The sequence below is a fragment of the Anaerocolumna sp. AGMB13020 genome, from assembly GCF_033100115.1.
Taxonomy (GTDB): Bacteria; Bacillota; Clostridia; order Lachnospirales; family Lachnospiraceae; genus Anaerocolumna.
Window position 1 is genome coordinate 1,354,877 of record NZ_CP136910.1, and the last position, 18,776, is coordinate 1,373,652.

Consider the following 18,776-nt stretch of genomic DNA (forward strand, 5'->3'; position numbering starts at 1 on the left):
CCCTTCGTAATCCATTTTTATTCCCTTGTTCTTTCAATCCTGTGCCGGAACAAAACTGCCTCCTCCGGTGTAATTTTTCCTGCCTCTAAGGCTTCCAGCATTTTACCCAGGTCTGCTGTAAAATCTGATTTACTCTCTTCCGCTTCCCTCTTATCACCCTCCATTTTTATGGCAGTATTAAAAGCTTTATCCTCCAGATAAAAATGACGGATTCTTTCCTTTACTTCCGGTTTGGTGAAGGTTTGGCGGTGCATCAGATTTTCCTGTCTGATATACTCCGGTAATTCCCTTAATATCTTTCCTGCCAGATTTTGCTTTAGGGTTTTTAAGGTGATTAGGGGCTTTTCCGATAAAGATCTTGCGATACTTAAGGCTTCTTTTAAAACCTCTTTGCCTTTTACGAAAGTAACTCCCGCTCCTTTTTGGTATAATTCTTCCCCGGAGTAAGTCTTGGCAGTGTACATCATCTCCGTCGACAGGTTAATGCCGAATTTCTCTTTTAATATATAGGTAGCTCCCATACCAGGAGTAAATCCATATTTAGCAAAAACAGCGCTGTAAATGCCTTCTTTTGCCATTATCACAATATCCCCGAATAACCCAAAAAGTAAGCCGCCGCCGGCTGCATGTCCCTGTATTGCCGTTATGACGGGGACAGGTGCTTCTAATAGTCCCCTGTATAAAAAAGGCGCATCCGTAAAACTGTTCTTCTGCTCTGCGATATTTAACAGCTGCTCCTGGGTCCCTCCCATGCTGAATATATTCTCATAACCCGTTACAATGATTGCTTTTATTCTGAGATCCTTTTTCACCTGTGCAAATCTCGCCATTAATCCCAGTATCAGATTTTCAGCAAACATATTCCTGTTTTTTTCATCCTGCATGGTTATTAGAGCGATGGATTCCTCTATTATTTGCAAGGATACTTCATTTCCTTTATAGTTGCTTTCGGCACACACCAAATCCAGCTCTTGTTCAAACCCATTGGAAACAACTTCATTCTGGGAATCGGTAATTATAACCTGGCTGCTTTCTTTGGGGATGCTTTCTTTGGAAATGCTCTCTTGGGACACTTTCTCAATTGGAGTTCTCTCCGGCGTAATTCGTTCAGCAGGAGTTTGTTCAACCGGAATTCTCTCTGCCGGAATTCTCTCCTTTGTTTCCGATATTTTTTGAAAACTGTTATACCAGTATCTTTTCCTCTCAAAGGGATAGGTTGGTAGCGACAGGGTTTTTGGTTTTTTATCTGAATAGAGTATATTCCAGTCTATCCTTGCTCCTGTTACCCATAATTTAGCTATTTTCATATAATCTTCATTTTGAATACTTTCTTTGGAATAATCTTTCTTTTCCGTTACACTGCCGGTTATAAAACTATTATTTTCGTTCCTGTCCTTCAGGAAATCTCTTAATTTTTGTTGTAATTCTTTTGCATCAGCAGCAATAACAGCCAGCCGAAAATCTTTTTCCTCACGTCCGGTTTGTAAGGTATATGCAATCTCCCTCATATTAATCTGGCATGTCCAGGTATCATTACTTTCCGGCTTTTCCTCTAAGAGTCCGGCCTTGCTAATCTGGTTCGGGCACCTGCTGCTTAAGTATAAAGCAATGCTGTCGACACTAGCATATTCCATTACATCTCTTACCGTCACATCCACATTGAGCTTCTGATTGATACTTTCCACCAGCAGATTCAGTTTCATAATATCTAAATTTAGCTCCGAGAATACTCCCACACTTCCAACCTCCAAAGCCTCAACCTGGAGTAGTTCCGCTATTAGTCCGCATATAAGGTTACGTACCTGGGGCTGAGTTCCTTTCACATCATCGGTTTTATTGCTGAGCTTTTCAATAGAAACACACAGGGCTTTCGCATATTGCTTCAATCTGTCCTTATTACGTGCAGATAAGATAATAAGCTGAGGTTTTGCTGCTCGTGTTTCTGCCGCTTCCTTTTCTATGTATTCTTCCAGGATTATATGGGCATTGGAGCCGCCTGCACCAAAGGCACTGATTCCGGCTATTCTCGGACATTTTTTTTCTTCTCCTTCCAGCTCAACGGTTGGCTGTGCCCAATGGGAACAGCTTCTTTGAAGGTAGAAGGGGGTGTTATTAAATTCGATATTGGGGTTCGTGCTTTCACTATGTAAGGTAGGTACCAGCTGCTTATGCTTCATCTGCAATAGTATTTTCGTGATGCCGGCTATTCCGGCTGCCGCCTCCCCATGACCAATATTGGACTTTACCGATCCGATGGCACAATACTGTTTCTCATCGGTGTATTTTGTAAATGCTTTGGTAAGTCCGGTTATCTCAATAGGATCTCCAAGAGAGGTTCCGGTTCCATGCGCTTCCAGATAACTGATTGCTCTTGGATTAATCTGCGCCTTTTCTAAGGTTTTAACTATAAGCTCACTCTGTCTCTTAGGATTTGGTACCGTGTAGCCGTTGGTCCTTCCGCCATGATTAATGGAACTTGCTTTTATTACAGCGTAGATATGATCTCCGTCTGCTTCCGCCTGACTCAGGGATTTTAATAATAACGCCCCTACTCCCTCCCCTGGTACATAGCCGTCGCCCCCTTCTCCAAAGCTTCTGCATCTGCCGTCTGTGGATGCAAAATTATTGGCACACAGATATTGATGCTTGGTTGGATGTATGGTAAGATTCACACCTCCGGCAACAGCCATCTGGCATTCTCCGCTGTGTATGCTCTCACAGGCAAAATGTATGGTAGTCAGGGAAGACGAACACATGGTATCAATGGCAATACTGGGTCCAGTGAAATCTAAGGTGTAGGATACCCTGTTTGCAATGGAAGCATAAGAAGAGCTTAGTGCCATGGGATTTCCGTATAGCGTCTCCTCCGCACCGAATATCTGATAATGTCCATACATAACGCCTACATAAACACCGACCTCATATCCTTTGAGCTTATCCAGATTATACCCTGCATCCTCCATTGCCTGCCAGGTAACTTCAAGAAATAAACGCTCCTGCGGATCCATCATTTCAGCATCTCTTGGGGTAATTCCAAAGAACAGCGGATCAAACATATCGTAATCAGCCAGGAAACCTCCCCATTTACTGTAAGCTTTGTCTTTTATACCCTTTTCCTTCTTGTAATATCTCTGGTAATCCCATCGTTCCTGCGGAATTTCCGTAATACAGTCCATGCCCGTTTTCAGGTTTTCCCAGAATTCCTCCAGATTCTCTGCCATAGGGTACTTACCGCTTATACCAATAATGGCTATGTCGGTGTTATTTTTATGATTCTTTGCTTTGTTGTTACCCTCCCTTACTCTTTCCGGGTTGCTGTCTGGAGAGACATTAAGAAATCGACTTTTCCCAATTCCCTTATCTTCCTTTATATCTTTACCCATTAGAGGGGAAGCTGTTAAGGGCTTAGAAGCTTTCTGCTCGTTATGAATCAATTTATCCAGAAGGATTTCTTTATGGCTTTCCGCAAAATATTGAACTAATTCCTGAAGATTCTGGTATTCGAAAAATAAAGTTTTTGAAATAGGGCCAAAATCCTTCTCAATTTTATTTGTCATTTTTACAATGGACATGGAATTGATGCCGTACTTTTCCCATGGTTCCGTAGAAATAAAACAGCTTTCAGCTAACTTTAATTCTTCCGCCAGAATTTTTTTAAGATAATTCTCTGTAACTTCACCTATATCAGCAGAGGTTGTTACGAGGTCTGTTTTAACGGAATCCGGCGCCCTCCCTGCTCCCTTTAACAGTCCGTCAATTATATCCAGCTTGTCTGTTTCTGTCTGGACTACAATGACCTCCTCATAAGGACTGTTTAGAGCTCTCAGTAACACTTCCATCCCTTTTTCATTACCAATTGCCTGCAATCCATAATTTTCCTCTAACCACTCTCTCTGCTGCTGTTCAATCCGCATACCGCCATTTTCCCATAAAGGCCAGTTAATGACTCTGATTCTGGTGCCTGGAAGCTCCTTTTTAAGATACCTTGCATAATGGTCTTCAAAGGCATTAGCATAGGCATAATCGATTTGACCCACATTTCCGAATATACTTGCCAATCCGGAAAAGAACACCAAAAAATCCACCGGATACCTTTTTAGCCTTTCACTGAGATAAATGGAGCCATAAATTTTAGGGCCAAATACTTCTTCTATTGCTTCCTGCTTTTTGTTAAGTGCCAGAGTATCCTGAAATATCCCGGCACAATGAAAGATTCCGTTTATCGGTCCGAACTTTAAAGTCCCCTGTTCTAAGAGATAATCAACCTCTTCTTTGTTGCTTACATCGGCTCGAAGATATGTAACAGCTGCGCCCAGCCTTTCTAAATCCTCTAACTCCTGTTTCTTTACTGCACTTAATACGGAACGGCCAGTCAGAATAAGATTTCCAGGAAAGTATTTTGCCAGGTAGCGGGCAATAAACATTCCAATACCGCCGGTTCCTCCTGTAATGAGATAGGTTCCCTGTTGTTTTAACAGGGGCTGACCTTCCTGTAAAGGCGGCAGTTGAATTTCTCTGTATTCCCTCTTATATCTTTCTCCGCCATAATACTTAATCTCTGTCTCCTTCTGTCTGCTTATGAGCTCTCTCGTTATAACTTTAAAGGTAGTCCTTAACTTATCCTTTTCTTTCCGTGAGGCTGAGCCTTCCTCCCATTCTTTTGCAGCTGCAATTACCTTAATAATATAATTTGGGTTTTCCAACTGTATGGTTTTAGCAAAACCACTCATTGCTGCATAGAAGGGTTCATTTTTATCTTGAGCATCATAAAGAAAGAGCATTTTCAGTTGATTTTTTATCTTAAGCTGTAACAACGCCTGGGTTATAAACAATAATGAGTAAAAGCTAATTTCAAGCTGATGGGATATTCCTGTCTCTGCTGCAGGCAGCTGTGTTTTTGCCCATAAATGAACGATTTTTTCCGGCATGATGTCTTCTTCCAGCAAATTATCAAAGAAACGTTTATAATCTTCTTTCTCCGATGGGTTAATTTCATAAGTGTAAGCATCAAATTTGTAGAATTTTTCTCCTGGTGTTACAAGGATAAGCGGAGAGGCTTCCAACTCAGGATCAGCAATGAATGCATTTCTTAAATCGCCGTTGTAATCAAAAAGAATCATATTATTAAAGGACTTATTGTCCCGGTTCTCAGGGTTTATTATCTCCTGGCTTAGCTCACATTTCACCCAACCGGATTGAAAGGTTTTGGTAAGCGTAGAGGAAGCAGGCGCTTGTCTCTCGTCCCTGGGCTTATTTTGCTTCAATAAAAGCAAGCCTTCCCTTGAAGTAATTTTCTTCTCTGCTATCAGCTTTAAAATCTCACTTCTGCTAAGCTTCTCCTCACTCATTGGCTTCCTCCATCAATTTTTCCACTTCCCATGGTGTTAAGGTTCCATTTTCCAATTGTTCCAGCAGCTTTAACGTATTATCCTTCTCTGTTTCCTTCCTAAGCTGCCTTATGTTGTAGCCCTCGATGACAGCCAGGATTTCACCTTTCTTATCTGTAATGGAAAGGTGAAAGGTAAAGGAATTATTCGTTATGGATTCATTTACTTTTATTACATGGGCATAACACTCCGGTTCCAGTGGGTGAAAGAGCTGGACTTCCTGAATGAAAAAAGGAACAAAAGCGGCTTTTGAATCTACCTCCAGATAATCGGCTAACCCTATAGCCGTTTGTAAAGCACCATCAAGTATGGAGGGATGGATTCCGTACATATAAAAACCAGCGGTAAGGGGAGCCGGCAGCTTAAGATATGCCAGTGCCTCCTCTGAATTGCTGTAAAGCTCTTGTATTACCTGAAAGCTTTGACCATAATTCAGGCTCCTTGTCCTAAACGAGGCATAACACACATCTCCCGGCAGTACTCTGTCACATCTTTTCTGAATTACCTCTAAGTCCAGCTTGTGATTGAAAAGGATATCTTCTGATGTATTTTCTTCGAAATCCAGAACACCCTGAGCATGTGTCAAACGTTCTCTACCCTCTTTTGTATAGATTTCAAAGGCTACCTGGCCATCTTCTATCCTTAGTCCGAGATTTACTTCTTTGTTGTCCGTAATTACAACAGGTGTGCCCCAGATAATATTTTTAATACTTTTAACCGGTAATTCTGCTGCTAATTCGCCGCTGGCACGAACCATTTCAATATAGGCTGCACCTGGCATGATTTTATTTCCATTTATCTCATGGTCTTTTATGAAATTTTCCTCTCCGTTAAATTTGGTAGTATATTTTTGCTCATTCAGCGTTGAGGTGTTCTTACCAAGGAGTGGATGAAGTTTTCGGGAGATATCATCATTCACAGCCAGTACAGCTGCTTTGCTTTCTATCCAATACCTTTCTTTTGCAAAAGGATAGGTGGGCAGGGATACTTTTTTATAATCCTCTGAAGCATAAAGTGCTCTCCAAGCCAGAGAATAACCTCTCACATATAATTCTCCTAAACGTGAAAGCTTCTCCTCATATTCAACCTCTCCGGAAACCGATACACGAAGTTCCTCTGCTAAATCATCGCCCGACTTTTGCTCTCCTGGTTCCGGTCTGAAATTTGTACTGATATAATCCCCGGAAAGCATTTTACTATCCGGTGATTGATTTCTTGCCAGTTCCAGTTCCTGAACCAACTCAGCTATGGATTTAACGACAAAGGCCGCCCTATAGGAAAAATGGCTTCTTCCCGTCAGCAGGGTATAGGCAATATCGCCCAGAGAATGGGCATTATTATCTGCTGACAGCCAATGGGCCATATCGGCTAATTTAAGCTGTAACGCCGTTTTTGTCTTTGCCGAAACTGCCACCAGATAATAGGGTAAGGCTGCTGTTTTACCGGCAGGTTCCTCCACATATTCTTTCATTACCATATGGCTGTTGGTGCCACTGATACCAAAAGCACTGATGGCAGCAGTTCTGGGGATTCCCTCCGGTGATGTCCAGGGTATTAATTCTGTATTTACGTAAACCGGGCTGTCCTTAAATGATATGAACTCATTAGCGGTCTCATAGTTTATACTGGGGACAAGTTTCTTATATTTCATGCAGAGCAGAACCTTCATTAAGCTTGCCATTCCCGAAGCCTCCAGTGCATGTCCGATATTTGCCTTTACTGCACCGATTGCACAGAATTGCTTTTTCTCCGTGAATTTGCGGAAGGCCTCGCTAAGTGCTTCAATTTCAATGGGATCACCTAACTTTGTACCTGTACCATGGGCTTCTATATAGCTGATGTTTTCCGGGTCAATCTTATATTTCGTATACACCTCGTATTCCAGTGCTGCCTGAGAGGGCGCACTGGGAGCAGTAATTCCGTTGCTTTTTCCATCCTGATTAATTCCTGTGCCAAGGATTACGCTGTAGATATGGTCACCGTCTTTTATTGCTTTATCGAGTTTTTTGAGCACCACGGCTCCTACGCCCTCCGCAGGAATAAAGCCATCCGCCTTGTTGTCAAAAGGGCGGCATTTATCATTATAGGAAAGCATTCCGGTGCTGCTTGCAATAGTATGGAAATAAGGTGTAGGGAATACATTGACCCCACCAGCTATCGCTATTTCTGAATCTCCCGTAATAATACTTGCACAGGCCTGATGGAGCGCTACCAGGGAGGAGGAGCAGGCAGTGGTAACTACCAGACTGGGACCTCGTAAATTAAGTAAATAGGATATCCTTGCTGATAAAATAGGTAGTGTATTGCCTGTAAAAACATAGTTGCTTTTTTCGATCCCGCTCTCTTCTATAAGCTGCATATAGTAACTTTCGTTGCAACCTACATATACTCCGCATTTCCTTTCATTGAGATATTCATCTGAAAAACCCGCATCCTCCAAAGCTTTCCAGGCTTCCTGTAGAAATATCCTTTGCTGCGGGTCCATTAGCTCAGCTTCTCTTGGTGAAATATGAAAGAATAAAGGATCGAACTTATCTGCATCGGTTAACATACCCGATGTTTTAATATAGCTCTTATTGGGTACCTGGGAATCTGGATCATAAAAGCTGTCCAGTTTCCATCGGTCAATTTCTGTCACTGAATTTTTTCCACTGCATAGGTTATCCCAATACTCCGTCAAGGTAGCTGCCCCCGGAAACATACCGGACATGCCGACGATAGCAATATTCATGGAAGCCTCCTGGCTTGCGGTGTTATAAGTGGTATTTCTGCTTTCTTCCCAGTCTCCGTCTTCTTCCCTAATACAGTCTTTTTCCCTGATGCTGTTTTCTACCTTATCCGTACTATCATTACTATTGGTCTCCTCAGACTTACTTTTATAATCCAACAGTATCTGATCCTGATATTTTTTGAATATGAATTCTTTTAATTTCAATGTGGTGGGATAATTGAACAATGCCGTGGAATTAAGTTCGATTCCAAGCTTATCATTTATTTTATTTATGATCTGTCCGGATAATATGGAATCCACACCATACTCTTTATAAGGTGTATTGATATCCAATTCTTCTATGCCAATCTTTAACACCTCAGCCAGGCAGTCCAGAATGGAGGCTTCCACCAAATGCTCTACATTCCTGCTATCCATTTGTTGGTCGAGGAAGGAAGAGGTTTGAATTGCCGGTTTTATTATCGGGCTTTTTATAGCTTCTTTTTTTATAGCCTCTTTTTCTACAGGCAGCTTAACCACTCCGTCACTTTCAGAAATAATGACATTCTGGTGCAAATGGAAAGCTTCCTCCTCCGGCTGCCCAAATTGTTTTACATTTCGATAACCCTCTTCCAGTAAGAGCTTTCTCCACATATCATTATCCAGTAGAGGAGAACCATTCATACGGCTGCTCTCGTCTTCAAATAACCACCAGCCATCCAGCAATCCAAAGGTTAAGGTGGCAACTTCCTCTACTTTTGTATTTTCATTTAATATCAGCCACCCGCTCTTCTTTAGAAGGACTTTCGCATTTTTTACCGTTTGATTGATATTAATCGTTGCATGCAGAACATTGGTCGCAATAATCAGATCAAACTCTCCCGGTACATAACCCTGGGAGAGGATATCTTTTTCAACATTTAAGGTTCTGAATCTGACATAAGGATTCTCTGCTCCAAAGGATTCTTTACCGTATTTCAGAAAAGCCTCTGAGATATCGGTAAACTCATATTGAAGGTGTTCCCCATATTTCCTGATTCCGTTAAAAACAGTACGGCTTGTGCCTCCTGTTCCGGCACCGATTTCCAATATCTTTATTTTCTCATTTCCCCGAAGACGCTTCAAACGCTTCTCGATATATGTCTTCACTGCCCAGGTTATGACCTCATTCATATAATCCGATACTTCATTTCCGTTATAAATTCGTTCCACCAGTTTCATGGAGGAACCCGGAAAAATAATATCTGTGGCGGGATATTCCCCACTTAAGATTTCCCAGAAATGTCTGGAACAGGTCCATAACAACTCCAAATAGGGTATAACCATAGGATAAAGTTCAGACAAACTGACCTTTTCTTCCTCCATCCGCAGCAACTTGCTTTTCAGAACTTCATTTTCTATCCGTTGGGATACTCTAAAGGTATCAATTCCCGTCTGAACAATAACGCCATCCTTTACTAAAATGTTGAGCATACTATCAAACAGCCTGTTGTATTTCTCCATAAGATGGACTTCTTTTTTAAAAGCTGACAGACTGTAAAGCTGTTCCTTCTGTGCAAATATCCCTTTCTTTTGAAAGGCCTCCAACAAGATGAAAGCTGTAAATTTCCTTAGCTCCTGAAAGGATTCCTCTATTATTTGCAGCCTTTCCTTTCCTAACTCCGGCATATCCTCTTTCTTTAATAGTTCAGCACTAACAGAGTTATCCTCCTCTTTGTATGCAGATATCTTAAGTTTCAGGTCCACACCTATATTTTCAAGAACCTCTTCATTTGCTTTCAATGCAAGTATCTGAGCTCCCTGGGAGCTTAAGATTTTCTCGATTCCGTCTATGCCTTCCTTTGTCAGGATGGGATATATTCCATTGGCAGAAAGCCGTCTGCTGTATTCCCCCCCTGCAACGATACCAACTTCACCCCAGTACCCCCAATTGATTAACTTAACCGGATACTCCAAAATCTCCTTTTCGTACAAGGCAAAGGAATCGGTAAAGGCACACGCCGCCGCATAGTTGCTTTGTCCCTGGTTTCCAAAAAAGGTCTGCCCTGAGGAAAAATACATTAAAAAGTCCAGTTCCTCCTCTTTTACCACATTATGAAGAACTACACTTCCTTTTACTTTTGGTGCAAGAACCTGTTTCATTGTATCTTCTTCCATGTTACAAAGGGACTGATCCTGCAAAACCAGGGCAGAATGAATTACTCCGTTTATTTTACCGAATCTGTCCTTTGCTGTCCTGAGCACTTCTGTCATACTCTCCGGGTCAGTTATATCTCCACGGACATAAAGTGCCTTTCCCCCCAAGGCTTCTATTTGCTTTACTTTTCCTTCTATTTCCTGATTTATTTCCCGTCTGCCGGTAAGCACCAGCTTTCCCTGATATTTTCTTGCCAGATGCAAGGAAAGCTCCAGACCTATACCACCGGCTCCGCCAATAATGAGATATACTCCCTTTTCCTTAAAACCAGCAGTTTCAGAATGAGACAGATTCACCGGGTATATTCTGCGGATATATCTGACCTTGTCCCTGATAACTATTTCTGATTTGCTGATGGACAGGCTGTCATAGACTATTGACTGTAAAGCGGTTTTCTTTTCCGGGAATAAGCTACCTTCTCCGTTATAATCGATATCGAACCCGCTGACCTGCCAGTCAGGAAATTCTTTCTCTGCTGATTTCATCAAACCAAATGCACCGGCTGCATAAGGAAAACAGTTATCTTCCGGTGATATTTTATGTACATTATTCGTAATCAGTTTAAAGGTAATATTGTGGGATCCATAACCACAATTTACCATAGCCTTGATAAGCCGGTACAAGGACATTACACTTTGCTCCTGTACAAGATCTAAATAATCCAAAGCCTGGGTATCGATACCTCCAGCTATCATTCCGCCAAAATAGAGAAAGGTATCTATTTCCTTAACTTCTGTCAATAATTTCTCAAAGGAAGCCAGAGAACTATAATCTAACCTGTACTCTTTTTGCGAAATTCTTTCCTCCCAGGTATCCAGTTTTGCTTTTATTACTTCCTGCTCTTCATACAGTTTTTCCATTTCCTTACACACAGCCTCAGATGCCTCATTTATGATGAGAAGAACTTTCTTGGGCTTAATGGTTCTGCCGGTATTTTGTTCCGATGCTTTCATGCGTTCCCACCTGGGACTATAAAAAAAGTTATCCGCTTCTGCCTCTGCTTCGGCGTATTCCTTTTTGTCTTGCTTCTTTTCATGAACTACTACCGCTTTCGCCAGGGAATACTCACCCCTTGCAAAGGGATAGGTGGGAATGGAAATAAGCTGCGGTAAACTATCCTCTATATATAACCAGTGCCAGTAAATGGCTACGCCTGCTACCCATAGCTCGGCAAGCTTATCAAACTCTCTGTTCTTCATTAACGCTTTTACAAATTCTTCACTTGCTGCTCCTTCAAAAACCTCCCTGAAGGGAAGGGCTTTGGTATTCCCCTGGTAAAGATTTGGTATATATTCTTCCCCGTTGCTATAGTCCTGCAATTTCTTCTTTACTTCTTCAAGGTCAGCTGCTACGATTGCAATTCTTTCCTGCATAGCCTCACGTCCAACCTGAAGGGTATATGCCATATTCTGAAACAGACTGTCCTTATCCCCGTCCGCCTGGTCATTGCAGCCGGCGATATAACTCTGGTGTTTCAAGACATATTCCTTTAATCTTTTCTCATCTCTGGCTGAGAAAACATATATTTGCCGGGATGGCTTTCCGGTACTTTTAGCAAGGGTTGGTTTTATGTACTCTTCTATAACGATATGCGCATTGGAACCACCTGCACCAAAAGAAGAGATTCCGGCCATCAGAGGGAATTCTTTTATCTCACCGTTCAGGCTTAAAGTACAGCGTGTCCAGGGCTCCAAATCCTGCTGCACCTTAAAAGGGCTGCTGTTAAAATCAATACCCGGATTTAATCGCTTCGAATGAAGAGAAGGGACCAGATACCCATATTTCATCTGTAACAGGATTTTTGTAATTCCTGCAATCCCCGCCGCACTTTCACAATGACCGATATTGGATTTTACCGACCCGATTCTGCAGAACTGCCTGTCCTTTGTATATTCGCTGAATACCTTATTTAAGCCACTGATTTCTATGGGATCACCGAGAGCTGTGCCGGTACCATGAGCTTCTATATAACCCATTGCTCTGGGATTGATATTGGCCTTTTTATAAGCCCTGCGTATAACCTCTGCCTGGGCATTGGGATTGGGTACAGTATAGCCATTGGTTTTCCCGCCATGATTGATAGCAGTGCTTTTAATAATTCCATAGATATGATCCCCCTCAGCTACCGCCTTGTCGAAGGGTTTCAGCAAAAGAGCTCCTACTCCTTCCCCCGGAACATAACCGTCTCCACCTTCTCCAAAGCTCTCACAAAGACCCTTGCTGGAAAGGAAATTATTTTGTCCTAGCAGTACATATTTATTGGGATGAAGCGTTACATTGACACCTCCGGCAACGGCCATTTCACAGTCACCTTTTTGAAGACTCTGGCAAGCCAGATGTATAGCTGTTAAGGAAGAAGAGCATAAGGTATCAACAGCCATGCTGGGCCCGTGAAAATTAAAATAATAGGATACTCTGTTTGCAATAGAAGACAGACTTCCGTTCAAAGCAATCATATTCCCCTGTTCCTGTTCCCTGGCACCATAAAACTGGTATTCCTCAAACAAAGCCCCTACAAAAACACCTATATTCCCCTCCATCCCATTTTCTCTGTAACGACTGCAGGTTTCCTTTGTATAACCTGCATCCTCCAGCGTTTCGTGGACACAGGTAAGGAAGAGTCTCTCCTGTGGGTCAATTATCTCAGCTTCATGGGGAGAGATATTAAAGAACAAGGGATCGAACTGATAAACACCCTCTAAAAATCCACCCCACTTGGAATTTACCTTTCCCTCTTTCTGTTTATCCGGGGCATAATATGCCGTGTAATCCCAACGCTCCTCCGGAATTTCTGTAACGCAGTTCCTGCCTGCCTTCAGGTTTTCCCAATATTCGTTCAGATCTTCTGCCTGAGGGTATTTGCCCCCCAGACCTATGATGGCAATTTCCCCGTTATTATTTTTTTCTTCCTGTAGTTCCTTTTCTTCCTGCTTAAAAGAAGCATAACGGCTCTTTTGCTTCCTATCAAACCCTGGAGTTAGGAACGGTATATATTCTTCTTCGTAAGCAAACGCTTTACCCAGGTCTTTGCTTCTATTTCTATCCTTGTTTCTTTTCATATCATCCTGAATTATGTCTCTTTCAAGATTCTGTACCCGTTCTTTGGCTGGTTCTTGCTTCCGTTCATATTGTGGTTCTTGCTTCACTTCCTGGTTTGGTTCTTGCTTTGGTTCATTCTTTGGTTCTTGACTCCGTTCTTTATATAAGACTTTATTGAAATGCGTATCCAAATCCATCGTATTGTCCCGGTTTTCAAGTCCTGGTTCTTCATTATGGGCCGAACTTAAAATCTCCTGCAGTTTCTGATAATGTTCTGCCATGAAATACTCCGTAAGCTCCTCAATGGTCCTGTATTCAAAAAACAGAGTCTTTGGAAGTACGCCAAAGGCCTCCTCCAGCTTATCGGTCATCTGCATAATCATAACCGAATCTATACCATACTCCTCCATAGGCACATCGTCCTCAATTTTATGCTTTGGGACCTTTAATTCTTCTGATAACAGCTCTTTAAAATATATGGTAACCCTTTCTTGGGAAACAACTGCCCCAGCAGGACTGTCTTTTTTCTGGATACCTAAAATATCTCTTAATTTCTGCTGATGCTCGGACATAAAATATTCCGTCAGTTCCCCAATGGTCTGATATTCAAAAAATAAAGTCTTAGGCAGGTTCCCAAAGGTTTCTTCCAGTTTATCGGTCATTTGCATGACCATTACGGAATCTATTCCATATTCCTCCATGGGCACATCTTCTTCTATTTTATGTACCGGAACTTTAAGTTCCGCCGACAGCAATTCTTTAAAATATGGCATTGCCCTCTCTTTTATATTTTCTTTCATATCCGATTTTCCTTTTCCTTTTGACAAAATTGTTAAGTGACCTATCTATTTCTCAATAAATTCACGGATTTTCCTGCCATCTCCCATTGCAACCATGACTTGTGCCTGCTCCTGTCCATATATTTTATAAAAAGCCTCCAGACCTTTCTCTGTCTGTAAGGCTTTCATTCCGGTCTTTGCCCCATGAAGTTTCTCCGCTTCTTCCGTCATATGCATTCCTCCGCTCTGCCACAGCGGCCAGTTGATGGATACTGTTCTGCCATAACGCCTGCCGTTCTTTACCAGCTCATTTCTGTACCCTGCATACTCATCCATAAATGCGTTGGCAGCAGCATAATCCGCTTGTCCGGGATTACCAAGAGAACCTGCAATGGATGAGAATAAAATAAAAAAGTCCAGGGGAATGTCCCTGGCTGTTTTATCGAGATTTATCAGACCACTTACCTTTGGTTCCAGTACCGTCTGAAATTCATCTTTTGTCTTTTTGTATATATAGTTATCACGTTTTATACCCGCGCAGTAGAGAATTCCATTTATAGCTCCATACGCTTTGATGATTTCTTCAATAAGCTCCTGTACGCCCTTAACATCCGTAACATCTGCCTGCCTGTACACAATCGATGCTCCAAGCTTTTGAAGTTCTCTAAGAACCTCCTGCTTATCTTCCTTAAGCTTTCCTCTGCCGGTTAATATAATCGTTGGATTTTTGGATTTTTCTGCTATCTCTCTTGCAAATATTAATCCCAGTTCTCCTCTTCCTCCGGTTATCAGGTATCTTCCGTTATCTCTCCAGGGTTGCTTTTCCCCTAAAACTCCCGTTAATTCCTTCCAGGATTTCACATAACGTTTTCCCTCCCGATAACTGACCTGCTTCTCTGTGGGACTTTTACTATTATCAATGATTTTATCTGCCAGGTCTGCTGCTGTTTCTCCCTGTTCAATTTCAATGATCTGACCATTTATCCTGGGATTTTCCTGTTCTGCGGTCTTTAACAGACCGCTTAAGGCTCCATATAACTTTTCCTCAGGGTTATTATGTATAATAAGCTGTACCAGCTTTTTCTTACTGCTTTTTTCTGAAAGGACTTTCTTTATTTCCTCAAATATTTGGCTGGTATAGCTTTTATACCTTAAGCCTATGTCACTGTTGGAATCCTCAAGTTCCATAAAGTTTAAATCTACAGTGTTCCCAGCCAAAGCTTCCCTTAATTGTCCAATGTTGATTTCCGGTACTTCACAAAGAATTATCAGGTGGTTATCATAGGGAACTACCCCCTTCTTTCTTACATCTGCTTCCTTCCATTCCGGTGCCAGTAATAGCAGCTCTCCCAGATTCTGACTGACCACTGCCTTTTCAAATTTCTTTAAGGTTAATCCTTGCATCTGTATACCTACTTTACCGGTATCACTGCATAGATCAATATCAAACTTTCTAAGATTATTTCTGCTGTTATCCAGGTTAATAGCTCTGATAGAAGCCCACTTAATCTCCGTATTCTGATCAAGTATCCTAAGGGTCTGCAAGGCAAAAGGGACATAAGCACCCAGAGTTCCATTTTCCATCATAAGTCCCATAGTCGCCTGAATAGCAGAATCCAGGATACTTGGATGGAGGGTATAGTTCTTTCTTGTACTTTTAATCTCTTCCGGTAACTCCAGGCTTGCCAGGATTTCATCTTTTCCCAGATAGAGCCGCTCTATTCCCCTTTGTTCCCTGCCATACTGAAAACCAATCTGTTCAAAAGCCTTATAGCATTCCTCTTGTGAGATTTCACCGCTTCTGCACTCCAGCTGTTTGAGTCGGATATCTATTTCATATGTTCTTTCGGTACGTCTTAAGCTTGCCGAACCTTCACTGTGTATACTGGAGTTATCCCCGGTTATCTGGTAGCTGATCTGTTCCTCATTTTCCAAATATAAGGATATCCTAAGAGGAACCGGCTTCTCATTTACTATAACGGCCTTAGCCCAAATTATATTATTCAGCTGGAATATGATATCCTCTTCCTTACGATCAATTGAGGCTTTTATGGCTGCGAAGGCCATTTCCAGATAGGCAACCCCCGGTAAGATTTTCTGACCATGAATCACATGGGCTTTTAAAAAGAATTCCTGTCCGGTTAATATTGTAAGATATTTTTGTTCCGTAAAATTTGACAGATTCTCATGAAGGAGCGGGTGAAGAATTGATATCTTTCCGTTCTCTGTATCGGATTTTTCCTTATGAGCCCCGGGAATCCAATAAGCTTCCTTTTTAAAGGGGTAGGTAGGCAAGCTTACAATTTTAGGTTTCACCTTCCCATAAAGAAGCTTCCAGTCAAAAGACAATCCCTTTGTCCACAAATCAAGTATCTTCTCATATTTTCCTTTATTGGCCCAGTTGAACAAGGTCTCACTGAATTCCTGGTCATCCTCTAGTATTGCTATGGTTTTCTTCTGGGTCTTAACATTACCGCTGAAGACTTCTTTTTGTTCTCTTCCTTTTAGGAAGACATCCAGTTTCTCTGTAAGGTCCTGTATGGAATCCGTCAGAATGGCGACTCTTTCCTGCATGGCTTCACGTCCGCATTGCAAGGTATAGGCTATATCAATAAGTTTGTGGCTGGCTGCCTCCCCCGTTCTCAGAAACTTTAAGAAATTTTCTGCATAAACTTTCAGCCGTTCTTCCGTTTTTGCTGATAGTAGTATGATATGTTCAGGAAAAGTGTCCGTCCTGTCTGCAGCTCCTGCCTTCTCCTGATATTCTTCCATTACGACATGGGCATTGGCGCCGCCAAAACCAAAGGAACTGATCCCTGCCCTTCTGGGTAATGGAACACCGTTTACATCCTCAAGGGCTTCCCAGGGCCTATTGGAGTCTACGACATAAAAAGGGCTTCCCTCCAGACGAATCTTATCGTTAAGTTTCTGAAAATGAAGATTTCCGGGAATCATTTTATGTTTCATGGAGAGCAGCACTTTAAAAACACCGGCAATTCCCGAAGCAACTTCCAGATGTCCTATATTGGACTTGACAGAACCGATTCCGCAATAGTTATCTTTTAAAACAATACCTTTTGCTTTTGCCGCTTCTTCAAAGGCCTTTTTTAATCCATTTACTTCAATGGGATCTCCCAGACTGGTACCGGTTCCATGAGCTTCTATGTAGGATATGGTATCAGGTGTTATATTTCCTTTTTCCAAAGCGGTAAGCACTGCTTCTGCCTGTGCATTTGGACTGGGAGCTGTTAGGGAGTTTGTCAGACCGCAATGATTTACGGCTGTTCCTTTTATTACTCCATATATTTGATTGCCCTCTTCCACTGCTTTGCTAAGAGGCTTCAGTAGGATTGCTCCCACTCCTTCCGCTCTGACATAGCCATTGGCTGATATATCAAAGGTCTTGCACCTGCCGTCTTTGGAGAGCATCCCTGCATGACTGAAGGATAAGTAAGGACGGGGGGTGCATATAAGATTAACACCGCCGGCGACCGCCATTGCACATTCTCCGTTCTGTATGGCCTTCACTGCCTGATGGATTGCCACAAGAGAGCTGGAACACGCAGTATCTACCACACTGCTTGGTCCATGTAGATTCAGAAGATAAGAAATCCGGTTTGCAATAATGCAAAAATACGACCCTGTGGCTGCATAAATATCCAAGCTTATATCACCTTCTGCAATCAGCTGATTATAATCATCATTCCCAACACCAACAAAAATACCGGTATTTGAACCGGCTACCGCCGAAGCTTTATAACCAGCATCCTCAAATACTCTCCATACCTCCTCCAGTAAAATACGCTGCTGGGGATCCATTAATTCAGCTTCTCTGGGAGAAATATTGAAGAACTGTGCATCGAAACCTTTTATATCCTTTAAGAAACCACCACATTTGTTATTTGCTTTATTGCCTTTATGAGGGTCTCCATAATATTCCTCTTTGTCCCATCGATCCTTCGGAATCTCTGTTACCAAATCCTCCCCGTTTACTAAATGCTCCCAGAATTCAGATAAATTCTCTGATTGAGGCAAGCGCCCGCTCATTCCTATTATCGCGATATCTTCTGCAGCCACTGGCGTTGTGACTGTACTTTCTGAAAATAAATCTGATAATTCCCGAATGGATCTCTGCCCTTTTGCTACCTGCTCCCACTCGCTTTCTATCATACCAGACGGATACTTCAATTGCTCTGTCTGGCTTATAGTCTGCTCCGCTTTATTTGTTATCGGTTCTGTCAGACTTTCAGTTTCCTTCAAGTCGTTTATTATTTCCACCGGATTATATTCAATTTGTTCTGGTTGGCTTTCTGTTTTCTTTAACTGGCTTTCAAGGGAGGAATCAAGTGCCGGTTCCTGATATTGCTTAACAGAGTACCTATATTTTTCCGTTAAGTAATTTCCTATTTCCTTCATATTGGAATACTCAAACAGTAGTGTTGAGTCAATGTCAGTATCCAGACGGGTATTAATCATATCGGTGAATTCATTGAGTGCAACGGAATCCAGGCCGAATTCACGTAAATCCGTGTTCTCATCTATTTCCTTTTCCTCTATACATAATAACTCTGCAAGCATGGCAACAAGCAGTTTTACCACATTTTTTTCATCTTCTGTCAGAGTATTCCCAGAAATTTCTGTGTTCCCTTTCCCTCTCATATTGC

Annotated in this window: 3 protein-coding genes; all 3 read right to left on the reverse strand. The window is 42.0% G+C overall.

The window, feature by feature from the left end; all coding sequences use genetic code 11:
- Window positions 1–17: 17 nt before the first annotated feature.
- The 3 genes from R2R35_RS05355 to R2R35_RS05365 are packed head-to-tail and all read right to left on the reverse strand — an operon-like array spanning window position 18 to window position 18,771.
- The gene (locus R2R35_RS05355; RefSeq protein WP_317733475.1) at window positions 18–5,348 is read right to left on the reverse strand and encodes an SDR family NAD(P)-dependent oxidoreductase; all 5,331 of its coding nucleotides are present in this window, start codon (window positions 5,346–5,348) and stop codon (window positions 18–20) included.
- Window positions 5,341–14,133: an SDR family NAD(P)-dependent oxidoreductase gene (locus R2R35_RS05360; RefSeq protein WP_317733476.1), complete on the reverse strand. Its 8,793-nt coding sequence runs from the start codon at window positions 14,131–14,133 to the stop codon at window positions 5,341–5,343. Before R2R35_RS05360 ends, R2R35_RS05355 begins: the two co-directional genes overlap by 8 nt.
- A 45-nt stretch (window positions 14,134–14,178) precedes the next feature.
- Window positions 14,179–18,771 carry a type I polyketide synthase gene (locus tag R2R35_RS05365; protein ID WP_317733477.1) on the reverse strand — a complete coding sequence of 1,531 codons (4,593 nt, stop codon included), beginning with the start codon at window positions 18,769–18,771 and terminating at the stop codon, window positions 14,179–14,181.
- Window positions 18,772–18,776 lie beyond the last annotated feature (5 nt).